Raw genomic sequence first — 15,558 nt, 5'->3', positions numbered from 1 at the left:
ATTCAACGCGGCGAGAGCCGCTCCTCCGCCATCTGCAGCCCCTCGGGGGTGCCACGCAACACGACGATATCGCCAAGCTCCAGCACCGTATCCGGGTCCGGATCAAGCGCGCGGATACCCTGGCGCCGGATCGCCGTGACCGACGTCTTGAAGGTCTCCAGCCCCATCGTGCCGAGCTTGCGGCCGATGGCGGGTGAGCCCTTGGCCAGCGGCACCGAATGCAGGCGCACGGCGTCGCGCTCGAGCATGTCTTCTTCATCGTCCTGGCCGTGGAAGTAGCCGCGCAGCAGGCTGTAGCGCGCGTCGCGCATTTCCTGTGCCCGACGCACCACGCGGCGCAGCGGCACGCCCAGCAGCACCAGCGCGTGCGACGCCAGCATCAGGCTCCCTTCGATGATCTCGGGCACAACCTCGGTGGCGCCGGCCTGCTGCAAGCGGTCGAGGTCGGCATCGTCAATCGTGCGCACGATCACGGGCAGGGTTGGCTCCAATGCCTGCACGTGGTGCAGTACCTTCAGCGCCGAGGCCGTATCCGCATAGGTGATGGCCACCGCCGCCGCGCGGTGAATACCCGCGGCCACCAGCGACTCACGCCGTGCCGCGTCGCCATAGACCACATGTTCGCCGGCCGCTGCGGCATCCCGCACGCGATCCGGGTCCAGGTCGAGCGCCATGTAGCCGATCCCTTCCTGCTCCACCATGTGTGCCAGGTTCTGGCCACTGCGCCCGTAGCCGCAAATGATGACGTGGCGCTCGGTGGCAATGCTCTGCGCAGCGATCTTGGTCATCGCCAGCGATTGCAGCAACCAATCCGTACGCGAGAACCGCATGGCGATCACATCGCTGTACTGGATCAGGAACGGCGCAATCAGCATCGACAGCAGCATCGCCGCCAGAATGGCCTGGCCGAGCACCGGGTCGATCAGGTGCATGCCGTCGATCTGGTTGAGCAGCACGAAGCCGAACTCGCCGGCCTGCGCCAGCCCCAGCGCCGTGCGGATCGCCGCACCACCGCCCGAGCCAAAGCCACGCGCAAGGAAAGCAATCAGTATGAACTTGAACAGCACCGGCCCGGTCACCAGCGCCAGCACCAGCGCCCAGTGCTCGACCACCACGCGCGGGTCCAGCAGCATGCCCACCGTCACAAAGAACAAGCCCAGCAGCACGTCGCGGAACGGCTTGATGTCTTCTTCCACCTGCAATTTGTACGGCGTTTCCGACACCAGCATGCCGGCCAGAAACGCACCCAGCGCCATCGACAACCCCAGCCGCTCGGTCAGCGCTGCCATGCCCAGCGTCACCAGCAGCAGGTTCAGCATGAACAGTTCCTGCGATCGGCGCGCCGCCACCAGGTGGAACCAGCGCGACAGCAGCTTCTGCCCTAGGAACAGGATCAGCACCAGCGCAACGGTGATCTTCACCGCCGCAATGGACAGCGCCAACACCAGATCGGTGGGGTTCTTGCCCAGCGACGGCACCACGATCAGCAGCAGCACCACGGCCAGATCCTGGAACAGCAGCACGCTGATGATGTTGCGGCCGTGCTCGGTTTCAAGCTGCAGCCGCTCGGCCAGCATCTTCGAGACGATGGCCGTGGACGACATTGCCAGTGCGCCGCCCAGCGCCAAGCCCGCCTGCCACGACAGCGGGTACCAGCGCGATAGCAGCATGGTGATCGGCACCGTCAGCAGCATGGTCAGCGCCACCTGCGACGCGCCCAGCCCAAACACCTGACGCCGCATCGAGCGCAGCTTGGCGAGGTTGAACTCCAGCCCGATCGAGAACATCAGAAACACCACGCCAAACTCGGCGAGGTAGCGCGTCTGCGCAGAATCGGACTCCAGCCCCGTCGCCTTCGGTCCGATCAGCACGCCCACCACCAGGTAGGCCAGCATTGGCGGCAACTGCAGCATGCGGAACAGCACCACGCCGATCACGGCGGCGGCCAACAACACGAGGGTGAGTTCCAGCGGCGAATGCATGCAGCGCGAAAAAACAGGCGAAAGGGGTTGGACAGGGTGGACGATACCCGCGCATCAGGACGGTGCACACGGCAAACATGTCGCAGGCAGCACGCAGCGCGCTGCAAGACCGATGCCAGGGTATAGACGAAGAACGCGATACGCGGGACGCCGTAGAGCAAACAATGACGGCGTGGCGACGGGAAGAAAAGTGGTTTGAAAGCTGAATGCCGCGGCGCAGCAAACCGGAGCGCCCGCACGCTCCGCAACTCCCCGCAAGCCCAGGCCCAAAGCGCGGCAAGCGGCCGAGACCAGTGTCAATCGTTGTTATACTTCGCCGCCATGATAGCGAATTTCAACCCAGATCGAGCGCTTGCGCTGGCGCAGCAAACCTTCGACATCGAAGCGCAAGCCGTACTCGGTCTCAAATCCCAAGTGTCCGCCGACTTTGCCCGCGCGGTCGAGATGGTGCTCGGCTGCACGGGGCGCGTGGTCGTCTCGGGCATGGGCAAGTCCGGTCACATTGCGCGCAAGATCGCAGCCACGCTGGCCTCGACCGGCACGCCCGCCTTTTTCGTGCACCCGGCAGAAGCCAGCCATGGCGACCTCGGCATGGTCACGCGTGACGACGTCTTCATCGGCTTTTCCAACTCCGGCGAGGTATCGGAGCTGAACGCCATCCTGCCGCTCATCAAGCGGCTGGGCGCCAAGCTGATCGCCGTCACGGGCAACCCGGAATCCTCCCTCGGCAAGCATGCCGATGTGGTGCTCAATTCGCACGTCGACGTCGAGGCCTGCCCGCTGAACCTGGCGCCGACGGCCAGCACCACCGCCCAGATCGCGCTGGGTGATGCGCTGGCCGTGGCCGTGCTCGATGCACGCGGCTTTGGCGCGGAAGACTTCGCCCGCTCGCACCCGGGCGGCTCGCTCGGCCGCAAGCTGCTCACACACGTGCGTGACGTCATGCGCGCCGGCGATGCCGTGCCGCGCGTGCTGGAAGACACGCCGCTGTCGCAGGCGCTGATGGAAATCACCCGCAAGGGCATGGCGATGACCGCCGTGGTCGACGCCGACGGCCACGCCGTGGGCGTCTTCACCGATGGCGACCTGCGCCGCCTACTGGAAACCCCACGCGACTGGCGTACCGTACCGATGGCCGAGGTCATGCACCGCAACCCGCGCTCCATCGGCCCGGACCAGCTTGCCGTCGAGGCCGTTGAAGTCATGGAAACGCACCGCATCAACCAGCTATTGGTGGTCGATGCCGCCGGCATGCTGGTGGGCGCCCTGCACATCCACGATTTGACGCGCGCCAAGGTCATCTGAGCCTGACACTTCGCTGATGTCCACCCCGGCTGAATCCCCCGTCCACAGCAACATCGACGCACGCTTTCCACAAGCGATGGAACGCGCCGCGCGCGTGCGCCTGATGATTTTCGATGTGGATGGCGTGCTGACCGACGGCCGCCTGCTGGTCGGCCCCGAGGGCGAGATCAGCAAGGCCTTCGACACGCTCGACGGCCACGGTATCAAGCTACTGGCCCAGGCAGGCATCACGCCGGCCATCATCACCGGCCGGCAATCCGAGATCGTGGCCTGGCGCGCCGGGGAACTCGGCATCGAACATCTGTACCAAGGCGTAGCCGATAAGCGCGAGGCGTTTGCCCACCTGCTGACTGCCACTGAACTGCAACCGCAGGATGCCGGCTACATGGGCGACGACTGGCCCGACCTGCCGGTGATGGCGCGGGTGGGCTTTGCCGCCTGCCCCGCCGAGGCCCACATCGAACTGCGCAACCGCGCCCACTATGTCGCCCAGGCGACTGGTGGCCGCGGCGCCGTGCGTGAAGTGGCTGACCTGATCCTCAAGGCCCAGGGCGCCTACGACAACCTGCTCGCCCAAATGCTGCCAACCCCACTGCAGGCCCCGCAAACTTTCTGACCCCATGGCCAGCGAACGCTCCCAACGCCTCGTCTCCACCGTGCTGCAGATCATGCTGCGCGGGCTGCCGATCCTGCTGATGGCGGTCGTCTGCGGTGTCACGTTCCTGCTGGTGCAGGTCAACACCCCGCAAACCGACGAAGCCGCCAACCAGCCCAAGCGCCACGTGGCCGATTACATGATGGACGGCGTCTCGGCCACCGCGCTGGACGAGAAAGGCGTGACCAAATACCGCTTCACCGGCGTCCACATGAACCACTATGAGGACGACCTGACTTACAACGTCACCTTCCCGGCGCTGCGCGTATACGCACCCGACCGCCCGCAGGTGACCGCCCGCGCTGACCTCGGCAAGATGAACGGCGAAGGCACCATCATCGATCTGTACAACAATGCCAAGGTCGTCCGCGCACAAGGCCCTGACCCGCGCCAGGACCCGCTGATGACCGCCGATTCGACCTACTTCCAGGTGCTGCTCAACGACGACATCGTGCGCACCGACAAGCCGGTCGAACTGCACCGCGGGCCGTCGGTCATGAACGCCAACGGCCTCACCTTCAACAACGTGACGCGCCAAGTACAATTGCTGGGCAATGTGCGCGGCCGGATCGAAGGGCTGGGGACGCCGAAGCAGTAGACAGTAAACTGCGCTCACCCCGCCCCTGACCACGCCCATCGACCGCGCTCTTCTCTGAATTGATTTCCATGACCGACTCCCTCCGTGCCGCCGGCCTTGTCATCGCCCAAGCCGTTGCCATGTTGCTGCTCCCGGCCCTGCCCGCGCATGCCGAGCGCGCCGACCGCGACAAGCCGCTGGTGCTCGAAGCCGACAACGCCAGCTATGACGACCTGAAGCAGGTCTACCACCTGACCGGCAACGTCGTGCTGACCAAGGGCACCATGGTGCTGCGCTCTGACGAGGCCGATCTGCGTACCGATCCGGAAGGCTACAACTACGCCATCGCCACCTCCAAGCCGGGCAATCTGGCGTTCATCCGCCAGAAGCGTGACAACGTCGACGAATACATCCAAGGCTGGGGCGAACGCATCGAATACGACGGCAAGCAAGAGATCTCCAAGCTGATCACGCGCGCCCGCATGGAACGCCTGCAGGGCGCCACGCAGCTCGATGAGATCCGCGGCGCCGTCATCACGTACGACGGCCAGAAGGAGTTCTACACGGCCTCGGGCGGCCCGGAGAACACAACCGCCGCCAACCCGTCGGGCCGCGTTCGCGCCGTTCTCGCGCCGCGCACCAGCACACCGGGCGCACCGGGCACGCCCGCGCCTGCCGCCAAGCCCTGATCCGCACGCCTGTCTTTTCGTTTCGCCTATGTCCGCAACTACCCTCGCCCCCAAGACCGCCGCTCCGCAGGCCACGACCTCCAGCACGCTGGTCGTACGCCATCTGAAGAAGCGTTACGGCACGCGCACGGTGGTCAAGGACGTATCGCTCGATGTGAAGAGCGGTGAAGTGGTCGGCCTGCTCGGCCCCAACGGCGCGGGCAAGACCACGTCGTTCTACATGATCGTGGGCCTGGTGGCGCTGGACGCCGGTGACATCGTGCTCGACGGCGAGCACATCAGCCGCCTGCCGATCCACCAGCGCGCGCGCATGGGCTTGTCGTACCTGCCACAGGAAGCCTCGGTGTTCCGCAAGCTCAACGTGCAGGAGAACATCCGCGCCGTGCTCGAGTTGCAGGAGCAGGATGGCAAGAAGCTCCCCCAAGACGAGGTCAACCGCCGCCTCGACGGCCTGCTCAACGATCTGCAGATCGCCCACCTGCGCGACAACCCCGCGCTGTCGCTCTCGGGCGGCGAGCGCCGCCGTGTTGAGATTGCCCGAGCACTGGCCTCGTCGCCGCGCTTCATCCTGCTCGATGAACCGTTTGCCGGTGTGGACCCGATCGCCGTGGGCGAAATCCAGCGCATCGTCAGCTTCCTGAAAGACCGCAACATCGGCGTGCTGATCACCGATCACAACGTGCGCGAAACCTTGGGCATCTGCGATCACGCCTACATCATCAGCGAAGGCACGGTACTCGCCGCCGGCATGCCTGAGCAGATCATCGAAAACGAAGACGTGCGCAAGGTCTATCTGGGCGACAACTTCCGGATGTAAGTCACGCGCCAGGGGTTGGATCACCCTTACGCCGTAAGGACGTGCAAAGGGGCGTGGTAAGGGCGCACCTTAAAGCAAAATCCGTTCCATCGACTGACTGTTGGGCATAGAATAGCCCGCATGAAACAGTCGCTCCAGCTCCGTCTCTCTCAGCATCTTGCGCTCACGCCGCAGTTGCAGCAGTCCATCCGGTTGCTGCAATTGTCGACGATCGAACTGCAGCAGGAAGTTGAACAGGCCCTGACCGAAAACCCGCTGCTGGAGCGGGAAAACGAGTGGCTCGACACCTCCGCGCGCATCGGCTCGGACGGCTCCGTCAACGCGCTGCAAAACAACAGCGCTACGCCGCTACCCACCGAATCACCGCCGCCTTCGCCCAACGGCGCAGACAACTCCGACGCCCCGGACAACAGCTACGACGGCCACGACAACGGCGCCGATTTCGACAGCGATTACGGCTCCGACCGCTCTGACTGGAGCCTCGACGACTTCGCCCGCAAGCCGCAATCCGATGAAGACGATCGCGCCCCGCTGCAGTTGCGCGAAGCCGAACAAAGCCTGCGCGAATTCCTCATGGAGCAGCTCGCGCCGCTCAAGCTGTCGATGCGTGACAGGGGTCTCGTCATCTTCCTGATCGAATCGCTCGACGATGAGGGCTATCTCTCAGCCACGCTCGACGAGATTCTTGGTGACCTGCCCGCAGAACTCGAAGTCGAACTCGATGAACTGCAAGCCGCGTTGCGCATGCTGCAGAGCTTCGACCCGCCGGGCATCGGTGCGCGCTCGGCAGCCGAGTGCCTATCACTGCAATTGCATCGGCTCGACTCACCAGCGAAGGCGCTCGCGCTCATCATCGTCAACCAGCATCTCGAACTGCTCGCTGCGCGCGACTACACACGACTGAAGAAGGCACTGTCCGTCGATGAGCCCGCGCTGAAGGCAGCGCATGAACTGATTCGCTCGCTGGCGCCATTCCCAGGACACGCATTCGGCCGCGCAGAAGCCGACTTCGTGGTACCCGATGTTGTCGTTCGCAAGACCAATGCCGGCTGGATGGCGCAACTGAATCCGGACGTCATGCCGCGCCTGCGCATCAACGACATGTATGCGCAGATTCTGCGCAGCAGCCGCGGTGAAACCGGCGCCGCCAATCTGCAGCAGAAGCTGCAGGAAGCTCGTTGGCTGATCAAGAACATTCAGCAGCGCTTCGACACGATCCTGCGTGTCTCGCAAGCCATTGTCGAACGTCAAAAGAGCTTTTTCACGCACGGCGAAATCGCCATGCGCCCCTTGGTTTTGCGGGAAATAGCTGATACGCTGGGCCTACACGAGTCCACGATCTCCCGTGTGACGACAAACAAGTACATGGCAACGCCCATGGGGACGTTTGAGCTGAAGTACTTCTTCGGCAGCCATGTATCGACGGAAACCGGCGGGGCCGCGTCATCAACTGCGATACGCGCGCTCATCAAGCAACTTGTAGGAGCCGAAGACCCGAAGAATCCTCTGTCCGATAGCAGAATTGCCGAGCTGTTAGGCGAACAAGGATTCGTGGTGGCCCGTCGGACGGTGGCCAAATACCGCGAAGCCCTCAAGATCCCTGCAGTGAATCTGCGCAAGTCTTTGTAGCCGCATCGCGGGCAATTCCGGTGCGGCCCATCCGTGAGAAGGAGAACCGCTATGAACTTCAAACTCAGTGGACACCACCTGGACATCACGCCACCGTTGCGTGAATACGTGGAAACGAAACTGGAGCGTGTGATCAGGCACTTCGATCAGGTGATTGGCGTCAGCGTGTTGCTATCGGTCGATAACCACAAGGAGAAGGACCGTCGCCAGTACGCGGAAATCAACCTGCACCTCAAAGGTAAGGACGTCTTCGTCGAGTCACACCATGAAGATCTTTATGCGGCCATCGACCTCTTGGTCGACAAGCTGGACAGGCAGGTCATCAAGTACAAGGATCGTGTGCAAGGGCACGATCGCGACAGCGTGAAGCACCAGGCCTTCCAGGCCGTGCAGATGCAGCAATAGCAATCCGCACCGCAAAAGACCGCGCCCTCAGATGGCGCGGTTTTTTTATGCCGTGGTGCATTCCCGACGAATCCGATTGCATCCGAATTAAGTCGGGCTAAAATCTGACGAAAGTATGAATGCCGGGCGTGGCGTGGGTTTTGCCGCCATGCTGGCAACAACAGGGTCGATGCTCAGGCGCCATTTGCCTGCACCGACTGATCCGCAGCCTTGGGGGATTCGCCTTCTGCCCTGCGCGGCACACCGCTGGTGCGCCGCACAAAGCCGCGCGGCACGTGGTCTATAATGACCCGATTGTCCGCGCCACTTTGGTGCAGAAGGACGCCGCTCATTTCACGCATTGCACATGAATCGCTTGGCCAAACTGCTGCCGCCCGGGAATATTGCCCTCGACGTCAGCGTAACCAGCAAAAAGCGGGTCTTTGAACAGGCCGGTCTGCTGTTCGAAAACAACCACGGCGTCGCCCGCGCGGTCGTCACTGACAACCTGTTCGCGCGCGAATCGCTCGGCTCCACTGGGCTGGGTGCCGGCGTAGCCATCCCGCACGGCCGCATCAAGGGGCTCAAGCAACCCTTGGCAGCATTCATGCGCCTGGCCGAGCCGGTGCCGTTCGAGTCGCCCGACGGCAAGCCCGTCTCGCTGCTGATCTTCCTGTTGGTGCCGGAACAGGCCACCCAGCAGCATCTGGAGATCCTCTCCGAAATTGCCCAGCTGCTGTCCGATCGCGACATGCGCGAAGGCCTCGCCACCCAGCCATCGCCCGAGGCGATTCACCAGCTACTGACCGACTGGCGGCCCTGAGCGCGGCGCAATCGGCGCAGCAACGCAACCGATTGCGAATGCGCACCGCCCAGCGGCATCACCGCGCCCTGCTATGGAACTGACCGGCGTCACCGCCCAATCGATCTTCGACGACAACGCAGCTGACCTGAAGCTGTCGTGGGTCGCTGGCCTGGAAGGCGCGGACCGCGCGTTCGATGTGGATTTCGCCAAGGAGGCCACCTCGGCGGCGGACTTGGTTGGGCACTTGAACCTCATTCACCCGAACCGCATTCAGGTGCTCGGCAAGCCCGAGATCACCTACTACCAGCGCTTGTCGGAAGAAAACCGCAAGCGCCAGATGGGTGAGCTGATCCTGCTGGAACCGCCCTTCCTGGTGGTGGCTGACGGCGTGGATCCCCCGCCCGATCTGGAACTGCGTTGCACGCGTTCATCCACGCCGCTGTTCACCTCGCCGATTTCGTCGGCGGCCGTCATTGACCACCTGCGTCTGTACCTGTCGCGCATCTCGGCACCACGTGTGACGATGCACGGGGTGTTTCTCGACATCCTCGGCATGGGCGTGCTCATCATGGGCGATTCGGGGCTGGGCAAGAGCGAACTCGGCCTGGAGCTGATCTCGCGCGGCCATGGCCTGGTGGCCGACGATGCGGTCGACTTCGTGCGTCTGGGGCCGGATTTCATCGAAGGCCGCTGCCCGCCGCTGCTGCAGAACCTGCTGGAAGTGCGCGGCCTGGGCCTGCTCGACATCAAGACGATCTTCGGTGAGACGGCCGTGCGCCGAAAAATGAAGATCAAGCTGATCGTGCAGCTTGTGCGCCGCAACGACGGCGAGTTCGAACGCCTGCCCTTGGATTCTCAGTATCTCGACGTGCTCGGCTTGCCGATCCACATGGTGAAGATCCAGGTGGCGGCCGGCCGCAACTTGGCCGTGCTGGTCGAGGCTGCCGTGCGTAACACCATCCTGCGCCTGCGCGGCATCGACACGCTGCGCGACTTCATGGACCGCCAGCGCGCTGCCATGCAGGCCGAAGCGGCGTCACACTCGCCCCAGGGCCGGTTGCTTTAACAAAGTCGTTACAAAGCTTCGCAATTCGAGGGGTTTTACCCTAGTTTTGTCGAGAAACGTCAACCCGACATGCCCCCGCCCCGTTGTGGAGGGGAATGCGCCGGGCACGCACGCGGCGGCGTTCATCGCGAGCGCGGCGGCTTGTCTGCCCCGCTCTTCTGACGGTACCCAAGGAGAACACGACGATGAAACAACTGATTGCCGCTTGCGCCCTGGCGCTCCCGTTCCTGGCTGGCCAGGCTTTCGCCCAAGGTAGCGCACCGGCCGCTGCTGCACCGGCCGCAACCGCAGCCGCCCCGGCAGCCAAGAATTCGCAGCAAGAGAAGATGGCCGCCTGCTCCAAGGCCAACAAGGGTAAGAAGGGCGCCGACTACAAGAAGGCCCAGAGCGATTGCCTGTCCGGCAAGACCGATGCTGCCCCGGCGGCCGCCCCGATGACCCAGCAGGAAAAAATGGCCGCCTGCTCCAAGGCCAACAAGGGCAAGAAGGGCGATGAGTACAAGAAGGCCCAGAGCGACTGCCTCAAGGGCTGAGAACCGCAGCTGAGCATCGGCTTAGCGCAGTGCCAGAAAGGCGGCCACCCAGGCCGCCTTTTTGTTTGGTCGCTGGTTTGCCACAGAGGGATGCTATCCTCGCGGCATGCGGATCATTCTCATCACCGGTGTTTCGGGTTCAGGGAAATCGGTCGCCCTGAACGTGCTCGAAGACGCAGGCTACTACTGCGTCGACAACCTGCCCGCGCAGTTCATTCCCGAACTGGCGCGCTATCTGGCGGACCAGGGCTACACGCACCTGGGCGTTGCCACCGACATCCGCAGCCGCGAATCGCTGCGCAAGGTGCCCGAGACCATCACGACGCTGCGCAAGGAACACGACGTGCGCATGCTGTTCCTGACCGCCAGCACAAATGCGCTGGTGCAGCGGTACTCCGAAACACGCCGCCGACACCCACTCTCCATCCGCAACGGTCGCCCCGCATCTGCGCATGCGAGCGCCGAACCGCCGCAAGCACCGAAAGGCGCAGACACGTCGCTCATCGAAGCCATCGAGATGGAGCGCGAGCTGCTCAGCCCGCTGGCCGACCCGGCACACCGCATCGACACCAGTACGCTGCGCACCAACGCCCTGCGCGCGTACATCAAGGAATTCATCAGTGACGAGCCGCACGACATCACGCTGATGTTCGAATCGTTCGGCTTCAAGCACGGAGTACCGACGGATGCAGACCTCGTCTTCGACGTGCGCTCGCTGCCCAATCCCTACTACGACACGCAGTTGCGCCCGCTGACCGGCCGCGACCAACCCGTCATCGATTTCCTGCAAAGCCAGCCGATGGTGCTGGCGATGGCCGAAGACATCCGCGCGTACGTCGAAAAGTGGCTGCCGAGTTTCATTGCCGACAACCGCAGCTACCTGACGGTGGCGATCGGCTGCACGGGGGGCCAGCATCGCTCGGTGTATATCGCCGAGCGGCTCGCCACGTACTTCCGCGCGCATGGTAATGTGTTGGTGCGCCACCGCGAATTGGCCGTAGAGGGCTGAACCGCGCGCCATGCGCGCCGAGCCGGTCCGGCAGGATGCACGGATACGGCTTGCGCGGCGCCATGCGAAAGTCTTGCCGCCGTCTGCTCCAACCGTTCATGCAAGAAGACATCGCTCTCTCGCCGTTCTCGCCGCTGCCGCCGCTGCCCACCGAGCTGCCGCTGTTTCCGCTGCACACGGTGCTGTTTCCCGGCGGTCTTCTCCCGCTGCGTATTTTCGAAGCCCGCTACATGGACATGGTCCGCACCTGCCTGCGCGACCAGACCCCCTTCGGCGTCTGCCTGATCGAGCGCGGCAATGAAGTTGCCACAGCAGATGCGCCGACCGAGCCGGTGGATGTCGGCTGCATTGCCCACATCGTCGAATGCGACATGGAGCAACTGGGCCTGCTGATGATCAAGGTGCGCGGCACGCAGCGCTTCAAGGTGCTGTCATTCGAGACCACCGCCAACGGTCTGATGCGCGGCACGGTGGAGCCCATCGGCGCCGACGTGCAGGACTGCAAGGGCGAGCTTTTCGACGATTGCGTGAACGCCCTGCGCCGCATCGTCACGACCTTGAGCACGCGCGAAGACGGCCAGGTGCTGATGGCCGAACCATACGAGTGGAACAGCCCAAGCTGGGTCGCCAACCGGCTGTGTGAACTGCTGCCGGTGCCGCTCAAGGCCAAGCAGAAGCTGATGGAACTGATGGATGCCGGCATGCGCATCGAGATCGTCCATCGCTACATGAAGCAGCATCACATTCTTTGATGCCGCACCGGCCAGGTGAGGCTTAGACCAAGCTCGGCTGCACCAAGGTCTCCAGCGCCAATTTCACGGGCGCGGGCAATCCCACCGAACTCAATTGCGCAAGCGGCACCCAGCGCCAGTCATCGTCGAGCGCCGCTGGCTTGGTGATGTTCGCGCGCAGCAGGTGCATGTGCAGACGGAAATGCGTAAAGGTGTGCGTGAGCGCGCCAGCAGCTTCCACATCTGAGACGGTGCCGTACGCCCGCGCGGCCTGGCGCACGGTATCCGCATCCAACGGATGCGCGTCGAGCGCATCGTCCATGTCTCCCACCAACGGCAGCGACCACAGCCCGCCCCAGATACCGCGTTGTGGACGTCGCTGTAGCAAGACAGTGTCAGCATGCAACGCGATCACCAATGTGGCGGCACGCTCCGGGATCGCCTTGCGCGGACGCGGCACAGGCAACGCCATCACCCGGTCGGTGCTGCGCGCCTCGCACAACGATTCGAGCGGACACGCACGCTCGCCTGTCAGACACGCGGGCTTGCCACGCGTGCAGACGGTGGCCCCCATATCCATCAACCCCTGCGTGTACGGCTGAATGCCGTCGGCAGGCGGCAGCACAGCTTCGGCGATCCGCCACATGGTGTCTTCGACACGCTTGTCGCCAGGAAAGCCGTCGATGCCGAACACCCGTGCGAAGACGCGCTTGACGTTGCCATCGAGAATGGCCGCGCGCACGCCATACGAAAACGCAGCGATGGCCGCAGCGGTCGAGCGCCCAATCCCCGGTAGCGACGCCAGCACCTCAGGGTCGCGCGGGAAGACGCCGCCATGCTCCGCCACGACGATCCGTGCGCAGCGATGCAGATTGCGCGCACGCGTGTAGTAGCCCAGGCCGGCCCATGCGGCCATCACGTCGTCGGCCGGTGCTGCAGCCAGGGCCTGCACGGTCGGAAAACGTTCGATAAAGCGCGCGTAGTAGCCGAGTACGGCGCTCACCTGCGTCTGCTGCAGCATGATCTCCGACAGCCACGTGCGATACGCATCGCCGGTGTTCTGCCACGGCAGATGATGGCGGCCATGACGCTGCTGCCAGGCGATCACGCGCACGGCAAAATCGTCGGGGAGCGAGGGCAAGGCGGGGGCAGGTTGCGCGGGTCGGCGCGTGCGGCGTGGGGTGGCGGTCATGCGTGTGATGAAGAAGCGGCGCACGGAAGATGCGCGCTGGCGGCGATCCTACCAGAACGAAAAAGGCGCCCGCAGGCGCCTTTTCATGAGCAACGTTGGCCGACAATCACATCAGGCCGCGACTGAGTGCCGCTCCAGGAGCGTCCCAGCCGCAAGGATGCGATCGGTGTACTGGGCAATCGTGCCGCTGCGCTCATCCAGCGTGTTGAGCAGCGCTTCAAGTTCAGCGATGCGCGCTTCCAGCGTATCGGTGGCCTCGTGGATGCGCTCGATCGAATCCACACGCTTGCGCAGTTGCTTCTGGTGATCGCGCACCTGCGCTTCCAGCGGCGTCATGACCGACTTCAGCCAGATCTCGATATCACGGTTCATGTCCTGGAAGGTATCCAGCACGCGGCTGGCCACCGTCGAGAACGCGCCGTGCACGAGCTGCGGCTTCGGACGCGTCAGGAAGCTGAACGCGCCAAAGTGGTTGTGCGCGAGCATCAGCGTCTCTTTCAGATCGGCGTCGTAGCGCGTGCCCAGGAAGCGCAGCGGCGGCGACAGCGTGAAGCCGTGCTCGGCGTTGAACTTCTTGTACATGCCGTCGACCATCTGGTGCAGTTGGTCGATGCGGTTGGCGGCGTCGCGCACCAGGCCGGTCAGGTGACCGAACAGCTTGTCCATGTCGTCGCGCAGGCCGCGCGAGAACACGCGCTCCTTCATCTTCTCGCGCGCTTCGCGCATGGTCGTGCGGATCTGCTTGAGCTGCACGCTCTTGATGATCTCTGCGCTATGGCGGCCGAACACCGTGCGCAGCGCCTGGAACTTGGCGATGCTCTGCTCGAACTCTTCCTTCTCGCCCTGCACACGCATCAGCATGTGCTTGACCATCGTGTGGTTCTTGCCGCGCAGGCCGCGCAGTTCGAACAGCTGCTCGACGATGTCGCGGCGGCGCATCTGCAGCAGTTGCTGCGCGCCGGCGGCCATGTCCTTCACCGCCAGCTGCACCTGCTCGGTGACAATCTCCCGACGCTGCGGAATCAGTTGATCCGACAGCACCGACTCCAGCTCCGGCAGCCGGCTCTTGGCCAGCAGTTCGTGGTCATGGCTGACCTTGGCCAGCAGGCCCTTCTGCGCCGACACCGGATACACGCGCTCGACATCGATATCGAGCACCTGCGCCGTGGTCATGATCTGGCGGCTGACTTCGTTCTCAACTTCCTGCTCGGTTTTGAGCGGGTCCCACAGGCCGTCGACCTTGTTGAGCACGGCGATGCAGCCCTTGCGCTGACCACCGCCCACGTGCGAGCGCCACAGTTCCAAATCGCTCTTGGTCACGCCGGCATCGGCCGCCAGCACAAACACGACGACATGCGCATCCGGAATCAGGCGCAGCGTCAGCTCAGGCTCAGTACCGATGGCGTTCAGGCCCGGCGTATCCAGGATCACCAGACCCTGCTTGAGCATCGGGTGCGGGAAATTGATGATCGCGTGGCGCCACTTCGACACTTCCACCGTACCGGCGGCATCCACCGAGAACGCGGCATCCGGATCGGCATCGTTGAAGAGGCCGAGCTGCTCAGCCTCTTCCTTGGGCACGCGCACGGTTTCCACCACGTGGCGGAACGCTTCGAGCATGCCCTCGGGCGACGACGGATCGAGCGGCACCGACAGCCAGTGACTGCCGGCATCTCGGAAGTCAGCGGTCGAGGCGTCATGCAGACGCGTCTCGATCGGCAGCAGTCGAATCGACGGCGGGTAGCTTTCGTCGTACATCAGCTCGGTCGGACACATCGTGGTCCGGCCCGCTGACGACGGCAGAATGCGGCGGCCAAAATCTGCAAAGAAAATGGCGTTGATCAGTTCGCTTTTGCCGCGAGAGAACTCGGCAATGAAAGCGACCTTGAGCTTGTCGCTGCGCAGAACGCCGCGAATGCGTTGCGCGCGCATGTCGGCCTGGGCGTCGTACAGCTCCTGATCTTGCAGCCAGTCCTGGAATTCTCCTACCGACTGCAGGACCGAAGCGCGCCAGGTACCGTACTGCTCGAACTGTGTGCTCAGTGTGTTATTCATCGTTCTGTCTTATTTTGTGCGCGCCCCGACATGCAAAATGCACGCGCCCCCTCGGCATTGCTGTTACCGCCCATTACGGCACAGAAATGCACAAATTTAGGTGGAACGATACAGGGAACCGACAGGTTC

General features: G+C 63.7%; 15 protein-coding genes. 12 read left to right on the top strand and 3 right to left on the bottom strand.

Going from position 1 to position 15,558, the window contains the following annotated elements:
- Window positions 1-2: 2 nt before the first annotated feature.
- A complete protein-coding gene (locus tag R2N11_RS11680; RefSeq protein WP_199026755.1) occupies window positions 3-1,982 on the bottom strand; it encodes a monovalent cation:proton antiporter family protein in 1,980 nt (659 codons plus the stop codon).
- Window positions 1,983-2,303: 321 nt separating this feature from the next.
- On the opposite strand from R2N11_RS11680, the gene R2N11_RS11675 reads away from it, so the two are divergent.
- The 12 genes from R2N11_RS11675 (at window position 2,304) to R2N11_RS11620 (ending at window position 12,203) form a co-directional block, all read left to right on the top strand.
- Window positions 2,304-3,287: a KpsF/GutQ family sugar-phosphate isomerase gene (locus R2N11_RS11675; RefSeq protein WP_199026757.1), complete on the top strand. Its 984-nt coding sequence runs from the start codon at window positions 2,304-2,306 to the stop codon at window positions 3,285-3,287.
- 16 nt (window positions 3,288-3,303) lie between these two features.
- Window positions 3,304-3,903 carry a KdsC family phosphatase gene (locus R2N11_RS11670; protein ID WP_316681181.1) on the top strand — a complete coding sequence of 200 codons (600 nt, stop codon included), beginning with the start codon at window positions 3,304-3,306 and terminating at the stop codon, window positions 3,901-3,903.
- A gap of 4 nt (window positions 3,904-3,907) precedes the next feature.
- Complete coding sequence (gene lptC, locus R2N11_RS11665; RefSeq protein ID WP_199026761.1) at window positions 3,908-4,540, top strand: LPS export ABC transporter periplasmic protein LptC; 633 nt, start codon at window positions 3,908-3,910, stop codon at window positions 4,538-4,540.
- A gap of 68 nt (window positions 4,541-4,608) precedes the next feature.
- Window positions 4,609-5,208 carry a lipopolysaccharide transport periplasmic protein LptA gene (gene lptA / locus R2N11_RS11660; protein ID WP_316681180.1) on the top strand — a complete coding sequence of 200 codons (600 nt, stop codon included), beginning with the start codon at window positions 4,609-4,611 and terminating at the stop codon, window positions 5,206-5,208.
- 28 nt (window positions 5,209-5,236) lie between these two features.
- Complete coding sequence (lptB, locus tag R2N11_RS11655; RefSeq protein WP_316681179.1) at window positions 5,237-6,025, top strand: LPS export ABC transporter ATP-binding protein; 789 nt, start codon at window positions 5,237-5,239, stop codon at window positions 6,023-6,025.
- A 120-nt stretch (window positions 6,026-6,145) separates the two neighbouring features.
- Window positions 6,146-7,654: an RNA polymerase factor sigma-54 gene (locus tag R2N11_RS11650; protein ID WP_316681178.1), complete on the top strand. Its 1,509-nt coding sequence runs from the start codon at window positions 6,146-6,148 to the stop codon at window positions 7,652-7,654.
- 51 nt (window positions 7,655-7,705) lie between these two features.
- The gene (hpf, locus tag R2N11_RS11645) at window positions 7,706-8,059 is read left to right on the top strand and encodes a ribosome hibernation-promoting factor, HPF/YfiA family (RefSeq protein WP_199026772.1); all 354 of its coding nucleotides are present in this window, start codon (window positions 7,706-7,708) and stop codon (window positions 8,057-8,059) included.
- Window positions 8,060-8,405: 346 nt separating this feature from the next.
- Entirely contained in the window at window positions 8,406-8,861 is a 456-nt protein-coding gene (ptsN, locus tag R2N11_RS11640; RefSeq protein WP_199026775.1) for a PTS IIA-like nitrogen regulatory protein PtsN, read from the top strand.
- Window positions 8,862-8,934: 73 nt separating this feature from the next.
- Window positions 8,935-9,909, top strand: a complete 975-nt coding sequence (gene hprK / locus R2N11_RS11635) for an HPr(Ser) kinase/phosphatase (protein WP_021196399.1) — start codon at window positions 8,935-8,937, stop codon at window positions 9,907-9,909.
- A gap of 185 nt (window positions 9,910-10,094) precedes the next feature.
- On the top strand, window positions 10,095-10,442 hold the full coding sequence (locus R2N11_RS11630; RefSeq protein ID WP_199026778.1) for a PsiF family protein: 348 nt from the start codon (window positions 10,095-10,097) through the stop codon (window positions 10,440-10,442).
- A 106-nt stretch (window positions 10,443-10,548) separates the two neighbouring features.
- Window positions 10,549-11,451, top strand: a complete 903-nt coding sequence (rapZ, locus tag R2N11_RS11625) for an RNase adapter RapZ (protein ID WP_199026781.1) — start codon at window positions 10,549-10,551, stop codon at window positions 11,449-11,451.
- A 98-nt stretch (window positions 11,452-11,549) separates the two neighbouring features.
- Window positions 11,550-12,203, top strand: a complete 654-nt coding sequence (locus R2N11_RS11620) for an LON peptidase substrate-binding domain-containing protein (protein ID WP_316681176.1) — start codon at window positions 11,550-11,552, stop codon at window positions 12,201-12,203.
- Window positions 12,204-12,225: 22 nt separating this feature from the next.
- Here R2N11_RS11620 and mutY read toward each other — a convergent pair whose 3' ends face one another.
- Window positions 12,226-13,374 (bottom strand): A/G-specific adenine glycosylase, encoded by a 1,149-nt coding sequence (gene mutY / locus R2N11_RS11615; protein ID WP_316681175.1) that lies wholly within the window; start codon window positions 13,372-13,374, stop codon window positions 12,226-12,228.
- A 111-nt stretch (window positions 13,375-13,485) separates the two neighbouring features.
- Window positions 13,486-15,429, bottom strand: a complete 1,944-nt coding sequence (locus R2N11_RS11610) for a dynamin family protein (RefSeq protein ID WP_199026791.1) — start codon at window positions 15,427-15,429, stop codon at window positions 13,486-13,488.
- Window positions 15,430-15,558 lie beyond the last annotated feature (129 nt).

The organism is Ralstonia flaminis, from assembly GCF_958415495.1.
GTDB classification, from domain to species: domain Bacteria; phylum Pseudomonadota; class Gammaproteobacteria; order Burkholderiales; family Burkholderiaceae; genus Ralstonia; species Ralstonia flaminis.
This window is presented reverse-complemented; position numbering and strand designations above follow the sequence as displayed.